This window comes from Tessaracoccus flavus (genome assembly GCF_001997295.1).
In the GTDB taxonomy this organism is placed as follows: domain Bacteria; phylum Actinomycetota; class Actinomycetes; order Propionibacteriales; family Propionibacteriaceae; genus Arachnia; species Arachnia flava.
The window spans coordinates 2,390,890-2,412,829 of the sequence record NZ_CP019605.1; the positions used below are offsets into that span (position 1 = coordinate 2,390,890).

The following is a 21,940-nucleotide window of genomic DNA, read 5'->3' on the forward strand; positions in this document are numbered from 1 at the left end:
GCAGAGGCACTGCTCACAGGGGCCGGTTGACCGGGACCGTCGACTCCTCGACGACCCCGAGATCGACCATCTCCTCCCCGCGCCACAGCGCGAGCCGAGGCAACTCCGCCGGCCAGGTGTTCTCGGGGAGGGCATCGAGGCGGTGCCAGTCGGTGTCGACGTGGCGCTCCTCTTCCCTCGCGGAGAGGCCAGCCGGGACCGCGTCGAACCGCGCGGTGCGCAGCAGGTAGAACGTCTCGTCCTGCACCAGGATCCGGTCGGAGTAGCCCCGGATGAGCCGCCGGATCGCGACGGGGCCCTCGAGGTCGTCCTGGTCGACGATCAGCCCCGTCTCCTCCTCCAGCTCGCGGACCGCAGCGGCTCGGTTCAGCTCATCCGGATCGACGCCTCCCCCCGGCGTCTGCCAGAAACGCGATCCGGGCACGCCGGGGTCTGTGTCACCCTGCAGCAACACCTCGCGATCGGCGACGACGATCACCCGCGCAGCATCACGCTCGCGGACAGGTCGGTCATCTGTGAACGTGTCGGGCATGGGCCGCCTCGTCGTCGATGAGATCGCGCCAGCTCGACACCAGCTCGGAGTCGACGTAGGCCTTGAAGGACCCACCTGGCCTGGCCGGCGAGCCGATGTGGAAAGACCTGACCCCTGCACGCACCAGCCAGGGGACGTGTTCGGGCGTCAGCCCCCCGCCCGCCATGATGAGCCGTGCGACGTCCGCGTCGGCCCGGGCCCGCCGCAGGAGATCGTCGAGGCCGTGCTCGACTCCACGCACCGAGCCGGCCGTCAGTACCTGATCCACGCGCGGCAAAGCACGCACAGCCTTCCACGCGCGGTCCGCGTCAAGGCAGTGGTCGATGGCCCGGTGGAACGTCCAGGGGAAATCCCCGTCACCCACCAGCTCGGAGACCACCTCGCTGTCGATGCGGTTGAGTCCGTTGAGGAATCCGAGCACGACGCCGTCGGCTCCGGCGTCGAGGTAGGCGGCGATGAGACCCTGCATCCTCGTCACCTCGCCCCCATCGGTGCCGAACCCGGGACGCAGTCGGACCATCGGCCGGATCTGAATGGAGGTGGCGCGGCGCACCTTGTCCACGAGACGCGGTTCGGGCGACAGCCCGTCATCATCCATGGTGCCCAGCAGCTCGATGCGGTCGGCGCCGCCTGCTTCAGCCCGCTCCGCGTCCGCGGCGTGCAGCGCGATGACCTCCAACAGACTCATGGGCCCATCTTGCCTGCCCGCCGGCGGTTTTCCCGCGAGAAACCCCGGAAGGTAGAGTGCATCGGTGCAAAAGCCTCTCATCGCTGCGCCCGAACCCGCCGACGCAGGCGCCTGGTTCGACTTCCTCATCGAACAGCAGACCGTCACGTACCAGGGGATCGTGCGGCCGGACTTCGCAGAGGTGCAGTCGCAGTACCGCGACGAGTGGGTGCCCGACCTGGCCCGCCAGTTCGCGGATCCGGGCACGGCCAAGTTCGCCGTCGCGAAGGACGGGGAGAAGATCGTCGGGCTCGCCTCCGCCGTCGACGGACCGCAGCAGTGGGAGGTGCAGTACGGGCTGACCCCCTCGCCCGCCGATCGCGAGCTGGCGCGTCTCTACGTTTCGCCCGAGTTCCAGGGCACGGGGCTGGCGCTCGACCTGTTCCGCGCCGTCGACGATGGGCAGGACCTCTACCTGTGGCTGATCTCGGGCAACGCGCGCGCGGAGCGCTTCTACGTTCGCCGGGGGTTCGTGTCCCTCGATGAGTCGTTCCGCTCCGGCCCCAGCTGGGGCGGCGCGCCGATGCACCGGATGGTGCGCCGCTCCGCCTGAGTCACGCCCGTCAACCTGTTGGGCAATCCTCATTCCCATTCGATGGTGCCGGGAGGCTTCGGGGTCGTGTCGTACATGACGCGGTTGACGCCCTCGACCTCCGCGCAGATCCGCAGCGTGACCCGACGCAGCAGGTCCGGCGAGAGCTCAGCCACGTCGGCGCTCATCGCGTCGTTGCTGTGGACCGCGCGCAGCACGATCGCCTCGCCGTAGGTACGTACGCCGTCGGTGACGCCCACCGACCGGCACCCGGGGCACACCGTAAAGTACTGCCAGATGCTCTGGTCCAGACCCGCGGCGGCGATCTCGTCGCGAAAGATCTGGTCGGACTCCCGCACCATGCGGACCTTCTCCGGAGTGATCGCGCCGACCACCCGGACCCCGAGCCCCGGGCCCGGGAACGGCTGGCGCCACACGAGTTCGCGGGGTAGACCGATCGCCTCACCGAGCTCGCGGACCTCGTCCTTGTACAGGAACTTCACCGGCTCGACAAGGTCGAACACCATGTCCTCGGGCAGCCCGCCCACGTTGTGATGGCTCTTGACCACACCCTTGGCGGAGTCGGACTCGATGATGTCGGGGTAGATGGTGCCCTGCACGAGGAAGTCCACCTCGCCCAGCCTGGCGGCCTCCTCCTCGAAGACGCGGATGAACTCCTCGCCGATGATCTTGCGCTTCGCCTCGGGATCGTCGACGCCAGCAAGCTTCCCAAGGAACCGGTCCCGTGCGTCGACACTGATCAACCGCATGCCGAAGTTCCGCCCGAACAGCTCCGCCACCAGTTCCGGCTCGCCCGCGCGCATCAGGCCGTGGTCGACGAAGATGCAGGTCAGTTGATCCCCGACGGCCTTGTGGACGATGGCGGCGCACACGCTCGAGTCGACCCCGCCGGACAGGGCGCACAACACCGCGCGGTCGCCCACCTGATCGCGCACCTGCTGGACGACCGCGTCCAGGTACTCGGCGATCGATCCGGCGCCGGTGCGTTCGGCCAGCAGTGCGCGTTCCATGCGGGTGCTCCTTCTTCAGCGATGCGCGCCAGCCTAGTGCCGACGGCCGGCGTCGCCTTATCGCTTCTCACCGACGGTCGCGTCCCGTCCCACGCAGCGCACAGGGCGGCCCCGCCGAAGCGGGACCGCCCTGTGTGGCGAGTGTGGCAGCGGTGGCTCAGAAGCCGCCCATGCCGCCCATGCCGCCCATGTCGTCGCCACCGGGCATCGCGGGAGCCTTCTCGGGCTTGTCCGCGATGACGGCCTCGGTGGTGAGGAACAGGGCCGCGATCGACGCCGCGTTCTGCAGCGCGGAACGGGTGACCTTGGCCGGATCGATGATGCCGGCTTCGACCATGTTGACGTACTCGCCGGTGGCCGCGTTGAGGCCTTCGCCGACAGCCAGGTGCGAAACCTTTTCAGCGACGACGCCGCCCTCCAGACCCGCGTTCGCAGCGATCTGCTTGAGCGGGGCGGATGCAGCCGTGAACACGATCTGCGCGCCGACAGCCTCGTCACCGGTCAGGCCGTCGACCTTTGCGGCCTTCGACGCCTGCAGCAGCGCAACGCCACCGCCGGGGACGATGCCCTCCTCGACGGCCGCCTTCGCGTTGCGGACGGCGTCCTCGATGCGGTGCTTGCGCTCCTTGAGCTCGACCTCGGTGGCCGCGCCGACCTTGATGACGGCCACGCCGCCGGCCAGCTTGGCGAGGCGCTCCTGGAGCTTCTCGCGGTCGTACTCGGAGTCGGAGTTCTCGATCTCGCGACGGATCTGGGCCACGCGGCCTTCGATCTGAGCCGACTCGCCGGCGCCCTCGATGATGGTGGTCTCGTCCTTGGTGACCATGACCGACCGGGCCTGGCCGAGCAGGTCGAGCGACACGGCGTCGAGCGAGAGGCCGACCTCTTCGGAGATGACCTGAGCGCCGGTGAGGATCGCGATGTCGGTCAGCATGGCCTTGCGACGGTCACCGAAGCCGGGCGCCTTGACGGCGATCGACTTGAAGGTGCCACGGATCTTGTTGACGATGAGACCGGCGAGGGCCTCACCTTCGACGTCCTCGGCGATGACCAGCAGCGGCTTGCCGGACTGCATGACCTTCTCGAGCACGGGCAGGAGGTCCTTGAGCGAGGAGACCTTCGAGTTGACGAGCAGGATGTAGGGGTCGTCGAGGGTCGCTTCCATCCGCTCCGCGTCCGTGACGAAGTACGGGGAGATGTAACCCTTGTCGAACCGCATGCCCTCGGTGAGCTCGAGATCGAGGCCGAACGTGTTCGACTCCTCGACCGTGATGACGCCCTCCTTGCCGACCTTGTCCATCGCCTCGGCGATGATCTCGCCGACGCCGGTATCGGCGGCGGAGATGGAGGCGGTCTGAGCGATCTGCTCCTTGGTCTCCACGTCGATGGCCATCTCGGCCAGCTTCTCGGTGATCGCGGTGACAGCGGTCTCGATGCCCTTCTTCAGGCCCATCGGGTTCGCGCCGGCCGTGACGTTGCGGAGACCCTCGCGGACCATCGCCTGGGCGATGACCGTGGCGGTGGTGGTGCCGTCGCCCGCGACGTCGTCGGTCTTCTTGGCGACCTCCTTGACGAGCTCGGCGCCGATGCGCTCGTAGGGATCCTCGAGCTCGATCTCCTTGGCGATGGAGACGCCGTCGTTGGTAATGGTGGGGGCTCCCCACTTCTTCTCCAGGACGACGTTGCGGCCCTTGGGACCAAGCGTCACCTTGACGGCGTCGGCGAGCGTGTTCATGCCACGCTCGAGAGCGCGACGCGCCTCTTCGTTGAATTCAATCAGCTTTGCCATGGTGTTTCGGGAGTCCTCCCGTCGATGGGGCGTGGCCGCCCCGGGGTTTATGTCTTCAGTTGGCTGTGAATCGCGGTGCCCGCGACGGACGACCACAGGGGCCTCACCGGCGATTCGGTAGCACTCGGGCCAGCCGAGTGCTAACCCAATTATTAGCACTCTCCCCAAACGAGTGCAAAGATTCTGATACTCGGGGCCCCCGCGGCCGACCCCCCGACGAGGAGGACAGAACATGGACACCCCACGCGTCCTGAGGGACATCGCCAACGTACTCAACCTGTCCACGCCCCTTGGCCTCGTGCTGGGCGCGGTGGCGCGGGGTCGATTCCGTCGTCGATCGTCCCTTGTCATCGTCGACCGGGCCCGTCTGCCCCTGCTGCGCGCGAGTGCGGTGACGGTCGGCAGCGTCGTGATCATCCCCACCCGTTCCCTGGAGGAAGCCGAGGCGCGCGTCCCGACGCTCATGGCGCATGAGGATGAGCACGCCTGGCAATGGGCCTACTGCCTTGGGCTTCCGTTCGTGCCGCTCTACGTGGCGTCGATGGCGTGGTCCATGGTGCGCAGCGGCGACCGGGCCACCGCCAACCATTTCGAGGTGCAGGCGGGTCTGGCCGCAGGCGGCTATCGGGAGGGTCAGAAGAGGCCGGTCCGGGAGGGGATCAGACGGCTGCTGAGGGGGTGACCCCGGATCAGGCGTGCAGGCGGCGCGCCGAGCGGAGCTGCTGTCGACGCGAGCGTTCGCGGCGCAGGCGCTTCACCAGCAGGGGCTTGTATTCGAGTGCCTCGGGGGCGTCGATCAGCGCGTTGAGCAGCTGGTAGTACTTCGTCGAGGTCAGCTGGAACCGCTCCATGATGGCCTGTTCCTTCGGCACCGGCGACTTGTACCACCCGTCCTCGAAGTCCAGGACGGCGGCGTCGCGCGCCGAGAGTTCGACTCCGTGGGCGAAGGTCGTGGCCTGAGACATGCCGACAGTCTAAGGGGAAAATCACAAGGGTGTCATTACCCTCCTAGAAAGGGTGTCGTCGGCGGGGGGTAGAGTCGACTCCGCCCTCAAACTCTTCGATGATAAGGACTGATCGCAGCCATGCGTCGACTCACCGGCCACGTCCAGCACTTCGCCTGGGGAAGCCACGACGAGATCCCCGCGATTCTTCGTCGCGAGCCGGACGGCCAGCCGTGGGCCGAGTACTGGCTCGGAACGCACCCGGGAGGTCCTGCCCACCTCGAGGACGGCACCTCGCTCGAGGACTTCCTGCTCAGCCACCCGGAGATGATCGGCGAGGCGACGCACGCGGCGTTCGGCGCCAGGCTGCCCTTCCTGCTCAAGCTTCTGTCGGCGGGCAGCCCGCTGAGTTTGCAGGCCCATCCTTCACGGGAACAGGCCGAGGTGGGCTACGCCCGCGAGTCGCTGCTCGGCCTCGACCCAGCGGATCCCACGCGCGTCTTCAAGGACGACTGGCCCAAGCCCGAGGCGATCGTCGCGCTCACTCCGTTCGAGGGCCTGCTCGGGTTCCGCGATCCGGTCGAGACCGCGGGCCTCTTCGAGGGCTTGGGCGTTGCGGACGAGCTGCAGTCTGTCATCGGGCCGCTGCGCGACCGCTCCGACATCCTCGGCCTGCAGGAGGTCTTCCTCGACGTCCTGAGCCTGGAGGACGATCGTCGCCACCTCGTCGACGAGGTGCTCGCCGCCGCCGTCAACCACCTCCAGGCGCCGGGAGCACTGGGCGAGTTCGCCCGGACCGCCGTCGAACTGGACGAACACTTCCCCGGCGATCCGGGCATCCTCGCCGCACTGCTCCTCAACCGCATTTCGCTCGAACCAGGGCAGGCCGTGGCGCTGGAGGCCGGCGTCATGCACGCCTACCTGCGCGGCACGGGCGTGGAGATCATGGCCAACTCCGACAACGTGATCCGCGGGGGGCTCACCAAGAAGCACATCGACGTCGACGGCCTCCTGCACGTCGTGGACTTCACCCCGCTCGTGCCGCACATCCTCAACGCCGAGGGTGCCGACGGCATCTACGTCTACCCAACGCCCTTCCCGGAGTTCGAGCTGTGGCTCGTCTCCCCGGTCTCGGACGACACCCTCAACCTGCCGCGGTCCGACTCGGCGCGCATCGCGCTGGTCACCGACGGGGAGTTCCACCTGGAGGGCGACGACGGGATCCGGCGCCTGGGCTGCGGTGACGCCGCCTTCCTGTGCGCCGATGAGCACGTGGCCCTCACGGGCCAGGGACAGCTCTTCGTCGCCGCCTCCGGCGCATGACGGGCCGTGGACTTTTCGTTCTGAGCGATTGATTGGCACAATAGCCGGGCTGCCTCCTTAGCTCAGCGGCCAGAGCGCTCGCCTTGTAAGCGAGTGGTCGAGGGTTCGACTCCCTCAGGAGGCTCCACTGCCCCCGTCTCCGGCGCGGGGGTGCGCAAACCGACAGGAATCCTTCATGGCGCCCGAACCCAGCAAGTGGACACGCATCATCGCGGCCGACCCCAGCCACTCCGCCCGCTACATCCAGCGGTTCAAGACCATGGAGGCCGAGGGGCACGACCTGGGCGGCGAAGCGCGCACCGTCGACGCCATGGTGCCGCGCGGCTCCCGCATCCTCGACGCAGGCTGCGGGCCGGGCCGAGTGGGAGGCCGCCTGCACGCGATGGGGCACACGGTCGTCGGCGTCGATGTCGATTCCGCGCTCATCGCAGCCGCCGAGCAGGACTACCCCGGCCCGACCTGGATCACGGGGGATCTGGCCGAGCTCGACCTGCCGTCCCACGGGATCTCAGAGCCCTTCGACGTCATCGTGGCCGCCGGTAACGTCATGGGGTTCCTCGCCCCCTCGACGCGGGTCGATGTGCTGCGCAGGTTCGCCGACCACCTCGCCCCCGAGGGTCGCGCGATCATCGGCTTCGGCGGCGGCCGTGGCTACGAGTTCAGCGATTTCTTCGCGGATCTCGACGAGGCGGGCCTCGCGCTCGACCTTCCGTTGGAGACCTGGGACCTTCGCCCCTTCACCGCAGCGTCGACGTTCCTCGTCGCCATCTGCCGCCGCGCCTGACCCGGAGCCTCAGCGTTGGGCGACGGGTGCCCGGTGAGGCCTACCCGGCGTCCCCGCCCGAGGCGCCTTCGCGGGCCTTCCGCCGCTGCGCAAGGTACGTGGAGACGAAGATGAACGCAATGAGGCCGAGCGCCACCCACATCGCGATCCGGGCGTACGCCTCCAGCACGTCGACGATCGGCTCGCCGAAGCGCCAGCCCAGGTAGAAGTACAGGACCAGCCACAGCGTCGAGGCGATGTAGTCGTAGACCAGGAAGCGCTTGATGCCCATCCCGGTGGCCCCGGCCAGGACGAACACGACCTGCATGAGAGGCAACGGCAACGGCACGTAGGCGATGAGGAAGCCCAGCGGGCCGAGCTTCTCGGCCCACCGTTCGGCGCGGGCGTAGCCGCGGGCGGCGCGCTTGGACTGGCCCGCCCACACCTCGATCATGCCGCGCCCCCACAGCTTGCCCGCCCACCAGTAGATCCAGTCGAACTTCAGGCTGAGCACCGAGGCGACGGCCAGCACGATCGGCCAGTGCGGCATCTCCCCCTGGGACGCGAGTGCACCGCTCACCGCGACGGCGGTCCGGCCGCCGGTGATCATGGCCAGCCAGTCAGGCGCGGTGGCGATCAGCCAGGCACGGGTGGGCAGCAGGAGCAGGGAGAAGACTCCGACGACGCCGAACCACGCGAGGCAAGCGTAATCCTCACGGCCCGGCTTCTTCTTCCACGGCATCCCGTCGTCGTCCCACCACTCCTTCTCGGCGGGCTCCCCGTCGCTGATGCTCTGGCCGGGCTCCGACGGCGCCGACTCCGGCTCGGGCGCAGGCGGCTGCGGGTCGTCGTCGGGGCGCTCGTCAGTCACGGGGTGAATGGTACGGGACATCAATGCCGACCCCTCCCGACGACCAGGTCGCCCGAGGCTTTCCCGCTCCGGTCCGACACGAGCAACCTCAAGCCGTCGTGGACCCCGTCTTGCAAGTGCTGATCCCGACGGTGTTAGGATCAACGTCAGGTACCTAAACCTAGGTTCCTATCCACTAAGGATCGTCGGGCACGTACCTGCCCGTGGAAAGGAATGTGGCATGGCCACCGTTAGCTATCGGGACGCATCCCGGGTCTACCCCGGTTCTGACCGCCCCGCAGTCAACAAGCTCAACCTCGAGATCGAAGACGGCGAGTTCATGGTTCTCGTCGGCCCCTCGGGTTGCGGTAAGTCCACCTCGCTTCGCATGCTGGCAGGCCTCGAAGAGGTCAACTCCGGCTCCATCTACATCGGTGACCGCGATGTGACGGACCTCCCCCCAAGGATCGCGACATCGCGATGGTCTTCCAGAACTACGCCCTGTACCCGCACATGACCGTCGCGGACAACATGGGCTTCGCCCTGAAGATGCAGAACGTGCCCAAGGCTGATCGCCAGAAGCGCGTCCAGGAGGCCGCTCACCTGCTCGGCCTCGAGGACTTCCTCAACCGCAAGCCCAAGGCTCTCTCCGGTGGCCAGCGCCAGCGCGTCGCCATGGGCCGCGCCATCGTGCGTCAGCCCCAGGTGTTCCTCATGGACGAGCCCCTGTCGAACCTCGACGCCAAGCTGCGCGTCTCGACCCGCACCCAGATCGCCGCTCTCCAGCAGCGACTCGGCGTCACCACCGTCTACGTGACCCACGACCAGGTCGAGGCCATGACGATGGGTGACCGCGTCGCGGTGATGAAGGACGGCGTCCTCCAGCAGGTCGACACCCCGCTCGCGCTCTACGACACCCCGAAGAACCTCTTCGTCGCAGGCTTCATCGGCTCCCCCGCCATGAACCTCATCTCGGGCAAGCGCGTCGAGAACGGCGTCCAGGTGGGCGACTACGTCGTCCCGGTGCCCCGCGATGTGCTGTCCCGGGCGAACGGCGAGGAGACCCTCACAGTCGGTATCCGTCCCGAGGCCTTCCGCGTCGCAGACGAGGGCATTGCCCTCGATATCGCCGTCGTCGAGGACCTCGGCGCCGACTCCTACCTGTACGGGACCCTGGCAGGCGTGCCCGACGACCAGCTGGTCAACGCCCAGCAGTTCGTCGCCCGTGTCGCCGGCCGCACCGCCCCGCACAAGGGCGAGGCCGTCCGCCTCACCGCGCCGGACGACCAGGTCCACGTGTTCAGCAACAAGACCGAGGCCCGCCTCTCCTGAGCGCACCGACGTCACACCGCGAGGGCCCCGGATTTCCGGGGCCCTCGTCTTTGTGCTGCGCGGGGAACCCGTCCGCCAGCAGCGAAGCTGGAGCAGCGAGGGGTTCCGCGGACACTAGAGTGTCGACGACCGACCAGAGGAGACCCCGACATGGCTGAGCTTGGACGCTGGACGCGCGGGATGCGCACCGGGCTGGGAGCCGACCCCGCTTACGGAGCCGTCGTCCCGCCGCTCTACCTGACGACGAACTTCACGTTCGAGGCCTACGACCGCCCCCGCGAGTACGACTACTCACGCTCGGGGAACCCGACGCGAGACCTGCTGGCCGACGCGATCGCGACCCTGGAGGGTGGCGCAGGCGGGACTGTCGTCGCGACCGGGCTGGCCGCGATCACCCTCGTCGTCGAGGCGCTGGTGCCGGTGGGTGGACGGGTGGTGGTCCCACACGACTGCTACGGCGGCAGCTGGCGGCTGTTCGCCTTCCTGGCTGATCGGGGCAGGCTGACGGTTGACTTCGTCGACTTCAACGACGAGCCCGCGCTCGCGGCGGCGCTCGACCGCTCCCCGGCCCTGGTGTGGATCGAGACCCCATCGAACCCACTGCTGCGGATCACCGACCTCGCCAGCACGACCGAGGCCGCCCACCGGGCCGGGGCGCTCGTGGCGGCCGACAACACGTTCCTCTCGCCCCTGTTGCAGCGGCCGCTCGAGCACGGCGTCGACATCGTCATCCACTCCACCACCAAGTTCCTCAACGGCCACTCCGACGTCGTCGGCGGGGTGGCCGTTGCCGCCACCGCTGAGCACCACGAACTGCTGCGTCAGTGGGCCAACGTGCTGGGCCTCACCGGCAGCCCGTTTGACGCCTACCAGACGCTGCGTGGGCTGCGGACGCTTGATGCCCGCATGCGGGTACACCAGGAGAACGCCGCCACCCTCGTGGAGGCGTGCAACGGTCATCCGGCGGTGGCGGCGGTGCACTACCCCGGGCTGACCGACCACCCCGGCCACGACGTCGCGGCCAGGCAGCAGGACGGCTTCGGCTCGCTCTTCAGCATCGACCTCACGGGCGGAGTCGATGCGGTGACCCGATTCCTCGAGGGATTGCCGATCTTCCACCTCGCCGAGTCGCTCGGCGGCATCGAGTCGCTCGTCTGCCACCCGGCGAGGATGACCCACGCCGGGATGACCGACGAGGCCCGCGCGGCCGCCGGGATCGGCGACGGCCTCCTCCGCTTCAGCATTGGGCTGGAGTCTCCCGACGATCTCGTCGCCGTCGTGGCCGAGGCGCTGGACCGCGCCCGCTGATTCCGGCGCGAGGACACCTCTCCAACGGCTGTTTCGCTCCGGCACCGGTAGACTGACGAGGTGCCCAGGTTCCTTGCCGCAAAGCCCGACTCCGATCTCATTCGGCTGCCGTGGCATCTGCCGCTGGCCGAGTGGCCGGCACAGCACCTCGTGGCGCTGCCGCGGGGCATCTCGCGGCACGTCGTGCGCTTCCTCACCGTCGGTGACGAGATCTTCGCGGCCAAGGAGATCCTTGAGGAGGTCGCCGTCCAGGAGTACCGGATGCTCACTGAGCTGCGGCGGCTCGGGGTCCCCTCGGTGGACCCGGTGGGCGTGGTGCTCGGACGGGTCGACCGCGACGGGGAACCGCTGGACCCGATCCTCCTCACCCGTCACCTGGCCTTCTCCCTGCCCTATCGCTCGCTCTTCTACCCGGGCGTCAAGCACGAGACGGTCACCCGCCTGCTCGACGCCATGGTCGCCTTGTTCGCACGCCTGCATCTGACGGGTTTCTACTGGGGCGACGTGTCGCTGTCGAACATCCTGTTTCGCCGCGACGCCGGGGAGTTCGCCGCCTACCTCGTCGACGCGGAAACCGGCGAGCTGCACGACCAGCTGACCGACGGGCAGCGCGCCCACGACCTGCAGATCGCGCGGACGAACCTCTACGGCGAGTTCCTCGACCTGGAGGCGGGCGGCATCCTCGACGCGTCGCTCGACCCGGAGTGGCTCGTCGGCACCATCGAAGACCGCTACCAGCAGCTTTGGGCTGAGCTCACGGGCGTGGAGGAGTTCGACGAGTCGGAGCTGTACCGGCTGGAGGGCCGGGTCCGGCGGCTCAACGCGCTGGGCTTCGACGTCGCGGAGATCGACGTCGACACCTCCCCGACCGACCGCAGGATCAGGATGAAGCCCAAGGTCGTCGAGGCCGGCCACCACACGCGCCGCCTCATGCGCCTCACCGGGCTGGACGCGGAGGAGCACCAGGCCCGCCGCCTTCTCAACGACATGGACACGTACCGCGCCAAGTGGGCGCCCAACGCGCCGGAATCGGTAGCGGCCCACAAGTGGCTTGTCGAGGTGTTCGAGCCCGCCGTCAACCGCATCCCCGCCGAACTGCGCGGCAAGCGCGACGCCGCCCAGTTCTTCCACGAGGTCCTCGACTACCGCTGGTACCAGTCCCAACGGGAGAATCGTGAAGTGCCGACCGATGAGGCGGCGTCGGGGTACATCCACGAGATCCTCACCAACCTGCCCGACGAGCAGATGGGCGACCTCCAGCCGGTGGGCGGAGAACTCGTCAACAAGTACGACCCTTCCCAGGGGTTCGTCGAAGACGACGACGACAAGCCCTACGACCCGTGGGAGGACGAGGCCAACGACCCTGACGTGCCGGTCATGGCGGGCTTCGACATCAACGCGCTGCGCGCCAAAGCCGCCGCCAAGCAGAAGAATCAGTAGGTGGCGGCGCGTACGCTGGCCGTGATGATTGATCTGACCCTCGCACTCCAGCTCCGCGACGCAGGCCTCCAGTGGCAGCCACGCTCCGGAGACCGGTTCGTCGTGACCTCGGCCGAACTCGTCGACGACGTCTTCCACCTCGCCGACATGGTCATCGAGGCGCGCGAACTCGAGAGCGGCACCATCTTCGCCTTCAACGGCACCACGGAGTGGGCGCTCGACTCGATCGCCCAAGAGAAAACGGTCTGGCTGCCCGACGAGGGGCAGCTGCGGACCGCCCTCGGCCGGCACTTCCGCTCGCTGAGCCGTGATGACGCGGGCTTCGTCGTGTCACTCGACGACGGCGCTGAGTTCGCCGACCGGGATCCGGAGAACGCCTACGCACGGGCGCTCCTCGCGACGCTGGCACACACCGCCGGCTGAGGCGACCCGGCCCCTAGCAGGGCTTGACCGCGTGCAACCTCTCGATGGCGCCGAGCTGGTGGCGGTCGGAGTCGACGACACGCATCCCGAACTCCTCGACGATAGGGAGCTGGCGGCGCGTGAAGTACTCCCCGTTGGTCCGGATCGTGATGGTCTCCAGCGCCCGCTGCGCCCAGCGGACCGGTGCCACCGTCGACACGACGTGGTCCGCCAGCACGAGCGAGCCGCCGGGCCGCAACACACGCACCATCTCCGCGATCGCGAGTCGGTTGTCGGGGATCCCGCACAGCGCAAAGGTGCTGACCACGGTGTCGAAGGTCGCCTCCTCGAAGGGAAGCTCCTGCGCGTCGCCCTCGATGAACCTCACGTCGAGTCCCAGGGTTTCGGCTTTGGCCTTGGCCTGGGCCAGCATGCCGGGGCTGAGCTCCAGTGCTGTGAGCCGCACGTCGCCCGCGTAGTGGGGGAAGTTCGCACCAGTGCCGACGCCCACCTCCAGCACCTCGCCGGAAGAGCGCGACGCTATCCACGGCCGCTGCGGTCCGAGGATCCAGCGCTCCAGCGGCGCACTGACCAGGTCGTACTGCGAGGCGGCCAGATGGTCTAGACGTCTGTTCATGGCTCTAGAGAAGCACGGATCGGACGTCCTGGCTACGGTGCCGGCCGCCGATCCGGCACAGTCAGTCGCAGCCTTCCGGCCCGCACGATTCGCCGTCGGCTCCCTCGAGGGTCACCAGACCCTGTCCTCGCTCGCTCCACACCGTCTCCAGCGCCTGGCTGAACACCTCCGGGGGCTGGGCACCGGAGACGCCGTACTTGCCGGCGAACACGAAGAACGGCACGCCACGAACGCCGATCTCGCCCGCCTCCCGGATGTCGCGCTCGACGGCGTCGTCGAGCGTCGCGGAGTCGACGGCGGCGCGGGTCTCGGCCTGGTCGATGCCGGCCTGGGCGGCCAAGCGGGTGAGCACCTCGACGTCGCCGATGTCTTCGCCGTCGACGAAGTGCGCGGCCAGCAGCGCCTCCTTCAACGTCCCTGTCCGGGTGTCGCCGTCGGCTGCATCGGCCGCCTTGGCGGCCTGGAGGACCCGGTGCGCGCGCCGGGAGTTGGCCACGACGAGCGCGTCGAAGTTGTACTCCAGTCCTTCGCCCCTGGCCTGCTCGCCGACGTGGGCGACCATCTGTTCGACCGTCGCCCGCGGCAGCCCCTTGGCCTGGACGAGGTACTCGACCTCGGAGCGGGGATCGTGCTGCGGCAGCGTGGGGTCCAACTGGTAGCTCCGCCAGGTGACGCGCACCTCGTCGCGATGCTCGAACCCCTCCAGCGCCCGCTCGAACCGCCGCTTCCCGATGTAGCACCAGGGGCACGCGATGTCGGACCAGATCTGCACGTCGATACTCACCCGACCCACCGTACCCGCCCGGGTCTGAGGGGTGAGTTGAGCAAGTGAGATGGGTCAACGCTGCGACACGCCGAGGTAACGGCGTTTGGATTCGTCGACCCATCTCATTTGCTCGAATCCGGTCCCGTGCCTCTGCGCCGGTAGACTCCCACCGTGACCCTGAAGCTCTATGACACCGCCACGCGATCCACGCGCGAGTTCGTGCCCCTCGTCGCGGGGAAGGTGGGCATCTACCACTGCGGGCTCACGGTCCAGGCGTCACCGCATCTCGGGCACATCCGCAAGGAGGTTGTCTTCGACGTCCTGCGACGCTGGCTGGAGCACGAGGGCCTCGACGTCACCGTGGTGGCCAACGTCACCGACATCGACGACAAGATCCTCGCGAAGTCCGCCGAGGCGGGCGTGGAATGGTTCGCGCACGCCTACCACTTCGAGCGGGAGCTCCACGAGGCCTACGCCGCCCTCGGGTGCAAGCCTCCCACGTACGAGCCGCGCGCGACCGGGCACATCCCCGAGATGATCGAGCTCACCCAGGTCCTCATCGATCGCGGCCACGCCTACCCGGCCCCCGACGGCTCCGGTGACGTCTACTTCGACGTCAAGAGCTGGCCCAGGTACGGCGAGCTGTCAGGGATGAAGGTCGACGAGATGGAAGCGGCCGCCGACGCCGACCCTCGCGGCAAGCGCGACCCGCGCGACTTCGCCCTCTGGAAGGGCCACAAGGAGGGTGAGCCGACGACGGCCTCCTGGCCGTCGCCCTGGGGTCGCGGCCGGCCCGGCTGGCACCTCGAGTGCTCCGCGATGGCTGGTAAGTACCTCGGCGACACCTTCGACATCCACGGGGGCGGCATCGACCTGCGCTTCCCCCATCACGAGAACGAGCTCGCCCAGTCCGCCGCCGCCGGCCACGGTTTCGCGCGCTACTGGATGCACAACGCCTGGGTGACCATGGCCGGGGAGAAGATGAGCAAGTCGCTCGGCAACACCGCCCAGGTGTCCGAGGTGACCAAGACGTACAACCCGCGGGCCGTGAGGTTCTTCCTGCTGGCCCCCCACTACCGATCGACGATCGAGTTCTCCCCCGCCGACGACGGCACCCGAGGTTCCCTGGCCGAGGCCGAGAAGGCCATCGAGCGCGTCGACTCCTTCGTGGAGCGCGCCCGCGAGTTCCTCGCCACCGACGAGGGCACGCCGGACCCACAGAGCGTTGCGCAGTACGCCGCGTTCATCCAGGCGATGAACGACGACCTCAGCACGCCGGCCGCCACCGCGTCGCTCTTCGACGCGATCCGGGGCGGGAACCAGGCGATCGCCGATGGCGACGCCGTGAGGGCAAGGTCCTTCGCGGCGGCAGTCACGCAGATGCTGAACGTGTTCGGCATCCACCCCGAGGCACCCGAGTGGGCTGGCAAGGCCGCGGGCAGCGACCTCACCCCCGTCGTCGACGGGCTGGTCGGTGCGCTGCTCGCGCAGCGCGCCAAGGCCCGCGAAGCGAAGGACTGGGCAGCCGCAGACGCGATCCGCGACACCCTGGCCGACCTCGGCCTCGTGATCACAGACACCCCGGCGGGGCCCCGCTGGAGCTTGGAGAAGAAGTAATGGCAGGCAACTCGTCGCGACGCGGCGCAACCAGCAAGGGCAAGGGTAAGACCGCCGGATCGGGCGGTCGTATCCGCCGGTCACTCGAGGGCAAGGGCCCGACGCCCAAGGCTGAGGACAGGCCCTACCACAAGGCGTACAAGGCGAAGCAGGCCGCTCAGCGGCGCACCCAGGCCAAGCCGAAGGCCGCGCGGAAGTCCGCCGTCGGAGCCGACTGGGTGGTGGGCCGCAACCCGGTCTACGAAGCGCTGACGGCCGGTCTGCCGGTGAAGCAGGCCTACGTTGCCGAAGGCGCGGACCGCGACGACAGGCTGCGCGACATCCTCAGGTTCACGGCCGAGCACGGACTGCCCATGCTGCAGGTGACCCGGGCCGAACTCGATCGGGTCACCGGCGGGCTCGTCCACCAGGGGGTCGCCCTGCAACTCCCTGCCTACGAGTACGCCGACCCGGAGGACGTGCTGGCCGATGCCCTGGACAGCGATGGCATCGTCGTCGCGCTTGACGGCATCACCGACCCGCGTAACCTCGGCGCGATCATCCGTTCCGCCGCGGCCTTCGGCGCCACGGGTGCGATCATCCCGTCACGTCGTTCGGCGTCGATGACAGCCGCGGCCTGGAAGACCTCCGCCGGAGCGGCAGCCCGGCTGCCCATCGCGATGGCGACCAATCTGAACCGCGCGCTCGAGCAGGCCGCCAAGATGGGGTTCACCATCATCGGCCTCGCCGGCGAGGGCGAGGTGCCGATCTCCGGCGCGGCCGGTCTGGACGGACCCCTGCTCATCGTCGTCGGGTCCGAGGACGAGGGCCTCGCCCGTCTGGTGCGGGAGCACTGCGACCAGCTCGTCAACATCCCGATCGGCTCGGCCGTCGAGTCGCTCAACGCATCGGTCGCCGCCGCGATCGCGCTCTACGAGGTGAATCAGCAGCGCACGGGCGTTACCGCTCCCTGAGCGGTGCCGTTCCGGACGGGCTCAGGCATCAGTCTCGACGTCCATCTGGCGGCGCCGGAGCCGCTGAGCTTCGTCATCCTCGGGGGCGGATACTAGATTGGTCCCCACACACCGCTTCTGAGGAGAATTGTGAGCGATCTCGAGTCGATCTCGTCGGCCTACCGCACCTTGTTGAGCGCGATCGAGGAGGTGGAGCCCCGCATCGCAGCCGCGACCCGTCAGGAGCTCACCGACCAGCGCGCGTCGCTGAAGCTCATCGCGTCGGAGAACTACGCCAGCCTCCCCGTGCTCGCAACCATGGGCACCTGGCTGAGCGACAAGTACGCCGAGGGCACGGTCGGTCACCGCTTCTACGCGGGGTGCCAGAATGTCGACACCGTCGAGGCGGTCGCCGCTGAGCACGCTCGCGAGCTCTTCGGTGCCGAGTACGCCTACGTCCAGCCCCACTCGGGCATCGACGCCAACCTCACCGCCTACTGGGCGATCCTGGCGCACAAGGTGGAGTCCCCCGCGCTCGCCGAGTTCGGCGCGAAGGGCGTGGCCGACCTCACCGAGGCCGACTGGGAGACCCTGCGGCGTCGCTTCGGCGAGCAGCGGCTGCTCGGCATGTCGCTGGACGCCGGCGGCCACCTGACGCACGGATTCCGCCCCAACGTCTCCGGCAAGATGTTCCACCAGCGCTCCTACGGGACCGATCCCGAAACCCAACTCCTCGACTACGACGTGATCCGGGCGCAGGCGCGGGAGTTCCGCCCGCTCATCCTTGTGGCCGGCTACTCCGCCTACCCGCGCCGGGTGAACTTCGCCAAGATGCGCGACATCGCCGACGAGGTGGGCGCCGTCCTCATGGTCGACATGGCCCACTTCGCCGGCTTGGTGGCGGGCAAGGTGTTCACCGGCGAGGAGGATCCGGTGCCCTACGCGGACGTCGTCACCACCACCACGCACAAGTCGCTCCGCGGCCCGCGAGGCGGCATGGTCCTGGCTACCGGCGAGTACGCACCGTCGGTGGATCGAGGCTGCCCGCTCGTGCTTGGTGGGCCGTTGTCCAACGTCATGGCGGCCAAGGCCGTCGCGCTGGCCGAGGCCCGCACTGCCGAATTCCAGACCTACGCGCAGGCTGTGGCCGACAACGCACAGGCGCTGGCCGAGGGCCTCCTCCGCCGTGGCGTCGACCTCGTCACCGGCGGCACGGACAACCACCTCGTGCTGATGGATGTGCGCTCGTTCGGGCTCACCGGCCGGCAGGCCGAGTCCGCGCTCCTCGAGTCGGGTATCGTCACCAACCGCAATGCCGTGCCGAACGATCCGAACGGAGCCTGGTACACCACCGGCGTCCGTCTGGGCACCCCCGCCCTGACCTCGCGTGGCTTCACCGCCTCCGACATGGACGCGGTCGCCGACATGATCGCCGGCGTTCTCGGCTCGACCACCCCGACCACCACGAGCAAGGGCGAGCCGAGCAAGGCCAAGTACGACCTGACCGACGACGCCCGTGACGGCTCTCTGGCGGAGGCTCAGCGACTGCTCAACCTGCACCCGCTGTACCCGGGCCTGGAGCTCTGACGCTGGATCCCGGATCGGCGCTGATCCAGGGGGCGGGCTCGGCGGTCACGAGTTGACGGCTGAGCTCACCCCGGTCGCGACCTCGCGAACGTCGGCGACGCCGACGCCGTCGGTCCCGAAGAGCATCACCTCGCCGTACCGTTGCGACGGTAGGACGCAGGCGGCGACGCCACCGACGAGGCCACAGAGGCCACCGTCGATAGCAGTGGCGTCAGTCATGGAACTGCGCCAGTGATCGAGCCCCATGCTGTCGGCACCGAGTGAGGTCACCGTGATGGTGTCCTCCGGGCTTCCGCCCGCCTTGGTGTAGGCGACGGGCCCCAGTTCGTCGTCGGCCGACCATAGCCCGACGGTGGACGGCAGATCCTCCAGCGCGAGTTGGCCCGACGGCAAGGTGTCGGCGGCGCTGAGCTCCGCCTTCGCCGACGCGTCCGGATCGAGCGCCTCAGTGGCAGCTCCGGGCGGCGGCGCCTCCGACGCGCTCATGACTTCGGGCCCGCTCGCAGCCTGCGTGGTCTGGGTCCACGAGGCGGCCAACGATTCGCTCGGAGTCAAGGCGTCCACGGTCGTCGCCGTCACGTCCGGTTGCGTCACGCCGTCGGATGGAGTCGTCAGCGCGGACGCAGACGGCTCTAAGGACGGGGCGACGGTGGGGCCCGGGGACGGGACGGAGTTGCCACCGCTCAGCGCCAGGACAGCGACGACCGCCGCCACGGCGACCAGAACCGCCACGGCGGCGACGATGCGGCCAGCAGCCCTCTCTCGGTTCATCCGGATTCCCCCTCGGACCCCAGCCTAGTACCGGACCACCACGACGCCCAGACCCGCCGTCGGCGGGCACGCCCTGCCCCCGTCGTCCTGACGGAGAAGGAAGAACACCATCATCCCGACGACGAGGGCCAGCAGCACCGCCGCCACAACGATGTAGGGGCCGAGTTTCCGAGCGCCGCGACGCACCCGTTCGGATGCCGAGCGGTCGTGGCTCCACACATGGCTGCCTCGGCCACCCTCTGCTGGGAGTTTGCTCAACTGACGCTCCTGGGATCGGTCCGACCACCAGCCTAGGCTCTGGCAGGAGCAATCTTCGGGCTGCCGGCACCGCCGAAAGTTGTCAGTCTTTCGGGGAGCGACCAGTAGCCAGCAACGCGACGGCCATCGCGGCAACACCCTCACCGCGGCCGGTCAGGCCGAGGCCGTCGGTCGTCGTCGCGCTCACCGTCACAGGTGCGTCCAGGGCGGCGCTCATCGCCGCCTCCGCCTCGGCGCGCCTGGGAGCCATCTTCGGTCTGTTCCCGATCACCTGGACGGCGACGTTCGCGATGTCGAAGCCCGCGGCGCGCACCCGCCGCGCCGTCTCGGCCAGGAACGCGGCGCCACTGGCACCGGCCCATTCGGGGGCGGAGGTCCCGTAGTTGGATCCCAGATCGCCGAGGCCCGCCGCGCTCAGCAGCGCGTCGCACGCCGCGTGGGCCGCGACGTCGCCGTCGGAGTGCCCCGAGAGGCCGGCCTCCTCCTCGGGAAAGTGGAGACCCGCCACCCACATGGGTACCCCGCGCTCCAGACGGTGGACGTCCGTTCCAATACCGACCCTCATGGACGGCGCCTCTCTTCCAGGATTGCCGTGGCGACGACGAGGTCCGCGGGCGTGGTCACCTTCATGGCGTCGGAGTGCCCGGGAACGAGCGTCACGTCGAGTCCTACCAGCTCACACACGGCGGCGTCATCTGTGACCTCGAGCCCACGGACACGGGCGTGCTCGTGGGCGTCCCGGAGAGCCCCGAGTCGCGCGGCCTGCGGCGTCTGCACGGCCCGCAGCGCCGAGCGATCGACGACGACGGAGCCGGAAGCTGTCAGTTGCCGAATCGAGTCCGTCACGGGCAGGACCGGCACCGCGGCTGCTGCGCCGTCGGCTATCGCCTCGACGACGGAGGCCACGAGCGCCGGCGGCACCAGCGCTCTCGCCGCGTCATGAACAAGCACGACGGCGTCGTCGGACGCATTGAGCGCCTTCAGGCCCAGCCGTACCGATTCCTGCCTCGTCGAACCGCCCGCAACTATCCTGAGTGGCGCCCGCAGCCCTGCCAGCGCCTGCTCGAACGGCGCGTCCATACCGCCGGGGATCGTCACGACCACCTGCTGCACGCCGCCGGCGACGAGCGCCTCGGCGGAAAGCCGGACCAGCGGCACACCCGCCAACTCGACCAGCGCCTTCGGGACGGCGGCGCCGAGGCGGGAACCGGAACCGGCCGCCACCAGAACGGCGACGACCGGTTGATCAGTAGAGTGCACGGGGGTCAGGAGGCGAGGACCTCGTCGAGCATGACCTCGGCCTTGTCCTCATCGACCTTCTCGGCCAGCGCCAGCTCTGCGACGAGGATGGAGCGTGCCTTGGCCAGCATGCGCTTCTCCCCGGCCGACAGGCCCTTGTCGCGGTCGCGACGCCACAGGTCGCGCACGACCTCGGACACCTTGATGACGTTGCCCGAGTGCAGCTTCTCCATGTTTGCCTTGAAGCGGCGCGACCAGTTGGAGGGTTCCTCGGTGTGCTCGGCGCGAAGCACGGAGAACACCTGCTCCAGGCCGTCCGCGTCCACGACGTCGCGCACGCCGACCAGATCGAGGTTGCAGGCAGGAACACTGATCACCAGATCGTTCTGGCCGATAACCCTCAGCACCAGGTAGAGCTTGTCTTCGCCCTTGATGGTCTTGTTCTCGATGTCTTCAATGACAGCCGTCCCATGATTGGGGTAAACCACCGTCTCGCCGATAGAAAAAGTCATATTGTTTCAGACCCCTTTCTAATGGCCCATCCTACCAGGGGAGGCTGCGCCGGGCCCAGGGTCCATTTCCGGGCGAAGCACCCCGACCGTGAAAGCGCGTCGCCAACGCCCGTGCACATGGTTAGGATGGGCACACCTACGCCCCCACCCGGAGGATCCATGAGCAAGAGCCCCAGCCGACTGGTCGCTGCGGTCGCGTCCGCGGCCATCGCCGTCTCGCTTAGTGCGTGCACCGCCGGACAGTGGCAGTACGACGCTCCGCCGGCCGCCGGCGTCCAGGAGGACCTGGGCGGGGTCAAACTGCGCAATGTTCTGATCCTCACCGACGGCAGCGACGCCGTTCTGCTCGGGGGCATCGCCTCCCGCGATGAGGACACTCAGGTCACTGGCATCACGTACTCGCCCGAGCAGCCCGACGGCACCTACGGCGAGCCTCAGGAGTTGGCGTTCGAGGTGGACATCCCCAAGGGTCAGACAGTGTTGATCGACGGCACCGACAGTTCCTTCCCCGCCGAAGGGCTCACGGTGGGTCGTCTCGCTGATGTCACCGTCAACTTGGCCGACGGCGGCGCCGTCGACATGCTCGTGCCTGTCTACTCCTCCGAGCACTCGGACTTCGTCGAGGCGTGGGAACAGGCCAGGGCCTGA

24 protein-coding genes, 1 tRNA gene and 1 pseudogene are annotated in these 21,940 nt (G+C 68.7%); 13 read left to right on the top strand and 13 right to left on the bottom strand.

Going from position 1 to position 21,940, the window contains the following annotated elements; translation table 11 throughout:
• Window positions 1–13: 13 nt before the first annotated feature.
• Window positions 14–532, bottom strand: coding sequence for an NUDIX hydrolase (locus tag RPIT_RS11085; RefSeq protein ID WP_077343209.1), 519 nt, complete (start codon window positions 530–532; stop codon window positions 14–16).
• On the bottom strand, window positions 510–1,220 hold the full coding sequence (locus tag RPIT_RS11090; RefSeq protein ID WP_077343211.1) for a copper homeostasis protein CutC: 711 nt from the start codon (window positions 1,218–1,220) through the stop codon (window positions 510–512). Before RPIT_RS11090 ends, RPIT_RS11085 begins: the two co-directional genes overlap by 23 nt.
• Before the next feature lie 64 nt (window positions 1,221–1,284).
• Between RPIT_RS11090 and RPIT_RS11095 the strand changes: the two genes are divergently transcribed.
• Window positions 1,285–1,812 carry a GNAT family N-acetyltransferase gene (locus RPIT_RS11095; RefSeq protein WP_077343213.1) on the top strand — a complete coding sequence of 176 codons (528 nt, stop codon included), beginning with the start codon at window positions 1,285–1,287 and terminating at the stop codon, window positions 1,810–1,812.
• Window positions 1,813–1,841: 29 nt separating this feature from the next.
• On the opposite strand, the gene guaA is transcribed toward RPIT_RS11095, so the two are convergent.
• Both guaA and groL read right to left on the bottom strand, forming a co-directional pair.
• Complete coding sequence (gene guaA, locus RPIT_RS11100; protein ID WP_077343215.1) at window positions 1,842–2,822, bottom strand: glutamine-hydrolyzing GMP synthase; 981 nt, start codon at window positions 2,820–2,822, stop codon at window positions 1,842–1,844.
• 157 nt (window positions 2,823–2,979) lie between these two features.
• Window positions 2,980–4,611: a chaperonin GroEL gene (groL, locus tag RPIT_RS11105; RefSeq protein ID WP_077343217.1), complete on the bottom strand. Its 1,632-nt coding sequence runs from the start codon at window positions 4,609–4,611 to the stop codon at window positions 2,980–2,982.
• A gap of 232 nt (window positions 4,612–4,843) precedes the next feature.
• Here groL and RPIT_RS11110 point away from each other — a divergent pair, with 232 nt between their 5' ends.
• Entirely contained in the window at window positions 4,844–5,293 is a 450-nt protein-coding gene (locus tag RPIT_RS11110) for a hypothetical protein (RefSeq protein ID WP_077343219.1), read from the top strand.
• Between the two features lie 7 nt (window positions 5,294–5,300).
• Here RPIT_RS11110 and RPIT_RS11115 read toward each other — a convergent pair whose 3' ends face one another.
• Window positions 5,301–5,576 carry a DUF3263 domain-containing protein gene (locus RPIT_RS11115; RefSeq protein ID WP_077343221.1) on the bottom strand — a complete coding sequence of 92 codons (276 nt, stop codon included), beginning with the start codon at window positions 5,574–5,576 and terminating at the stop codon, window positions 5,301–5,303.
• Window positions 5,577–5,696: 120 nt separating this feature from the next.
• Between RPIT_RS11115 and manA the strand changes: the two genes are divergently transcribed.
• The 3 genes from manA (at window position 5,697) to RPIT_RS11130 (ending at window position 7,662) form a co-directional block, all read left to right on the top strand.
• Window positions 5,697–6,878: a mannose-6-phosphate isomerase, class I gene (gene manA / locus RPIT_RS11120; protein WP_077343223.1), complete on the top strand. Its 1,182-nt coding sequence runs from the start codon at window positions 5,697–5,699 to the stop codon at window positions 6,876–6,878.
• A gap of 51 nt (window positions 6,879–6,929) precedes the next feature.
• A tRNA-Thr gene (locus tag RPIT_RS11125) sits at window positions 6,930–7,005 on the top strand.
• A gap of 48 nt (window positions 7,006–7,053) precedes the next feature.
• Window positions 7,054–7,662, top strand: a complete 609-nt coding sequence (locus tag RPIT_RS11130) for a class I SAM-dependent methyltransferase (protein WP_077343225.1) — start codon at window positions 7,054–7,056, stop codon at window positions 7,660–7,662.
• 40 nt (window positions 7,663–7,702) lie between these two features.
• Here RPIT_RS11130 and RPIT_RS11135 read toward each other — a convergent pair whose 3' ends face one another.
• Entirely contained in the window at window positions 7,703–8,512 is an 810-nt protein-coding gene (locus RPIT_RS11135) for a DedA family protein (protein WP_226996258.1), read from the bottom strand.
• Between the two features lie 220 nt (window positions 8,513–8,732).
• Here RPIT_RS11135 and RPIT_RS11140 point away from each other — a divergent pair.
• From RPIT_RS11140 to RPIT_RS11155, 4 genes and pseudogenes are all read left to right on the top strand, one after another.
• A pseudogene (locus RPIT_RS11140) lies at window positions 8,733–9,823 on the top strand (ABC transporter ATP-binding protein).
• A 150-nt stretch (window positions 9,824–9,973) separates the two neighbouring features.
• A complete protein-coding gene (metB, locus tag RPIT_RS11145) occupies window positions 9,974–11,131 on the top strand; it encodes a cystathionine gamma-synthase (RefSeq protein ID WP_077343229.1) in 1,158 nt (385 codons plus the stop codon).
• 60 nt (window positions 11,132–11,191) lie between these two features.
• The gene (locus RPIT_RS11150) at window positions 11,192–12,571 is read left to right on the top strand and encodes a DUF4032 domain-containing protein (RefSeq protein WP_077343231.1); all 1,380 of its coding nucleotides are present in this window, start codon (window positions 11,192–11,194) and stop codon (window positions 12,569–12,571) included.
• 24 nt (window positions 12,572–12,595) lie between these two features.
• Window positions 12,596–12,994, top strand: a complete 399-nt coding sequence (locus RPIT_RS11155; protein WP_077344312.1) for a hypothetical protein — start codon at window positions 12,596–12,598, stop codon at window positions 12,992–12,994.
• Between the two features lie 13 nt (window positions 12,995–13,007).
• On the opposite strand, the gene RPIT_RS11160 is transcribed toward RPIT_RS11155, so the two are convergent.
• Together RPIT_RS11160 and RPIT_RS11165 are read right to left on the bottom strand one after the other, a co-directional pair.
• Window positions 13,008–13,610 carry a class I SAM-dependent methyltransferase gene (locus tag RPIT_RS11160; RefSeq protein ID WP_077343233.1) on the bottom strand — a complete coding sequence of 201 codons (603 nt, stop codon included), beginning with the start codon at window positions 13,608–13,610 and terminating at the stop codon, window positions 13,008–13,010.
• A 61-nt stretch (window positions 13,611–13,671) separates the two neighbouring features.
• Window positions 13,672–14,394, bottom strand: a complete 723-nt coding sequence (locus RPIT_RS11165; RefSeq protein ID WP_218121534.1) for a DsbA family oxidoreductase — start codon at window positions 14,392–14,394, stop codon at window positions 13,672–13,674.
• 153 nt (window positions 14,395–14,547) lie between these two features.
• Here RPIT_RS11165 and cysS point away from each other — a divergent pair, with 153 nt between their 5' ends.
• The 3 genes from cysS (at window position 14,548) to RPIT_RS11180 (ending at window position 18,512) form a co-directional block, all read left to right on the top strand.
• Entirely contained in the window at window positions 14,548–15,993 is a 1,446-nt protein-coding gene (gene cysS / locus RPIT_RS11170) for a cysteine--tRNA ligase (protein ID WP_077343235.1), read from the top strand.
• The gene (gene rlmB / locus RPIT_RS11175; protein ID WP_077343237.1) at window positions 15,993–16,946 is read left to right on the top strand and encodes a 23S rRNA (guanosine(2251)-2'-O)-methyltransferase RlmB; all 954 of its coding nucleotides are present in this window, start codon (window positions 15,993–15,995) and stop codon (window positions 16,944–16,946) included. The genes cysS and rlmB overlap by 1 nt, the downstream gene beginning before the upstream one ends.
• Before the next feature lie 129 nt (window positions 16,947–17,075).
• Window positions 17,076–18,512 carry a glycine hydroxymethyltransferase gene (locus RPIT_RS11180; protein WP_077343239.1) on the top strand — a complete coding sequence of 479 codons (1,437 nt, stop codon included), beginning with the start codon at window positions 17,076–17,078 and terminating at the stop codon, window positions 18,510–18,512.
• A gap of 45 nt (window positions 18,513–18,557) precedes the next feature.
• Here RPIT_RS11180 and RPIT_RS11185 read toward each other — a convergent pair whose 3' ends face one another.
• From RPIT_RS11185 to RPIT_RS11205, 5 genes are all read right to left on the bottom strand, one after another.
• Window positions 18,558–19,283: a hypothetical protein gene (locus RPIT_RS11185; protein WP_077343241.1), complete on the bottom strand. Its 726-nt coding sequence runs from the start codon at window positions 19,281–19,283 to the stop codon at window positions 18,558–18,560.
• A gap of 24 nt (window positions 19,284–19,307) precedes the next feature.
• Window positions 19,308–19,541: a hypothetical protein gene (locus tag RPIT_RS11190; protein ID WP_143028182.1), complete on the bottom strand. Its 234-nt coding sequence runs from the start codon at window positions 19,539–19,541 to the stop codon at window positions 19,308–19,310.
• A gap of 82 nt (window positions 19,542–19,623) precedes the next feature.
• Window positions 19,624–20,106 (bottom strand): 2-C-methyl-D-erythritol 2,4-cyclodiphosphate synthase, encoded by a 483-nt coding sequence (gene ispF, locus RPIT_RS11195; RefSeq protein WP_077343245.1) that lies wholly within the window; start codon window positions 20,104–20,106, stop codon window positions 19,624–19,626.
• Window positions 20,103–20,801: a 2-C-methyl-D-erythritol 4-phosphate cytidylyltransferase gene (ispD, locus tag RPIT_RS11200; protein ID WP_077343247.1), complete on the bottom strand. Its 699-nt coding sequence runs from the start codon at window positions 20,799–20,801 to the stop codon at window positions 20,103–20,105. The genes ispF and ispD overlap by 4 nt, the downstream gene beginning before the upstream one ends.
• Window positions 20,802–20,806: 5 nt before the next feature.
• Window positions 20,807–21,292 carry a CarD family transcriptional regulator gene (locus tag RPIT_RS11205; RefSeq protein WP_077343249.1) on the bottom strand — a complete coding sequence of 162 codons (486 nt, stop codon included), beginning with the start codon at window positions 21,290–21,292 and terminating at the stop codon, window positions 20,807–20,809.
• A gap of 159 nt (window positions 21,293–21,451) precedes the next feature.
• Between RPIT_RS11205 and RPIT_RS11210 the strand changes: the two genes are divergently transcribed.
• Window positions 21,452–21,940, top strand: coding sequence for a hypothetical protein (locus tag RPIT_RS11210; protein WP_077343251.1), 489 nt, complete (start codon window positions 21,452–21,454; stop codon window positions 21,938–21,940).

What these genes read in the sequence shown, in the direction of transcription:
- RPIT_RS11085 (WP_077343209.1), bottom strand. Translation starts at nt 532, where the DNA reads ATGCCCGACACGTTCACAGATGACCGACCTGTCCGCGAGCGTGATGCT.
- RPIT_RS11090 (WP_077343211.1), bottom strand. Translation starts at nt 1,220, where the DNA reads ATGAGTCTGTTGGAGGTCATCGCGCTGCACGCCGCGGACGCGGAGCGG.
- guaA (WP_077343215.1), bottom strand. Translation starts at nt 2,822, where the DNA reads ATGGAACGCGCACTGCTGGCCGAACGCACCGGCGCCGGATCGATCGCC.
- groL (WP_077343217.1), bottom strand. Translation starts at nt 4,611, where the DNA reads ATGGCAAAGCTGATTGAATTCAACGAAGAGGCGCGTCGCGCTCTCGAG.
- RPIT_RS11110 (WP_077343219.1), top strand. Translation starts at nt 4,844, where the DNA reads ATGGACACCCCACGCGTCCTGAGGGACATCGCCAACGTACTCAACCTG.
- RPIT_RS11115 (WP_077343221.1), bottom strand. Translation starts at nt 5,576, where the DNA reads ATGTCTCAGGCCACGACCTTCGCCCACGGAGTCGAACTCTCGGCGCGC.
- manA (WP_077343223.1), top strand. Translation starts at nt 5,697, where the DNA reads ATGCGTCGACTCACCGGCCACGTCCAGCACTTCGCCTGGGGAAGCCAC.
- RPIT_RS11130 (WP_077343225.1), top strand. Translation starts at nt 7,054, where the DNA reads ATGGCGCCCGAACCCAGCAAGTGGACACGCATCATCGCGGCCGACCCC.
- metB (WP_077343229.1), top strand. Translation starts at nt 9,974, where the DNA reads ATGGCTGAGCTTGGACGCTGGACGCGCGGGATGCGCACCGGGCTGGGA.
- RPIT_RS11155 (WP_077344312.1), top strand. Translation starts at nt 12,596, where the DNA reads ATGATTGATCTGACCCTCGCACTCCAGCTCCGCGACGCAGGCCTCCAG.
- RPIT_RS11160 (WP_077343233.1), bottom strand. Translation starts at nt 13,610, where the DNA reads ATGAACAGACGTCTAGACCATCTGGCCGCCTCGCAGTACGACCTGGTC.
- rlmB (WP_077343237.1), top strand. Translation starts at nt 15,993, where the DNA reads ATGGCAGGCAACTCGTCGCGACGCGGCGCAACCAGCAAGGGCAAGGGT.
- RPIT_RS11185 (WP_077343241.1), bottom strand. Translation starts at nt 19,283, where the DNA reads ATGAACCGAGAGAGGGCTGCTGGCCGCATCGTCGCCGCCGTGGCGGTT.
- ispF (WP_077343245.1), bottom strand. Translation starts at nt 20,106, where the DNA reads ATGAGGGTCGGTATTGGAACGGACGTCCACCGTCTGGAGCGCGGGGTA.
- RPIT_RS11205 (WP_077343249.1), bottom strand. Translation starts at nt 21,292, where the DNA reads ATGACTTTTTCTATCGGCGAGACGGTGGTTTACCCCAATCATGGGACG.
- RPIT_RS11210 (WP_077343251.1), top strand. Translation starts at nt 21,452, where the DNA reads ATGAGCAAGAGCCCCAGCCGACTGGTCGCTGCGGTCGCGTCCGCGGCC.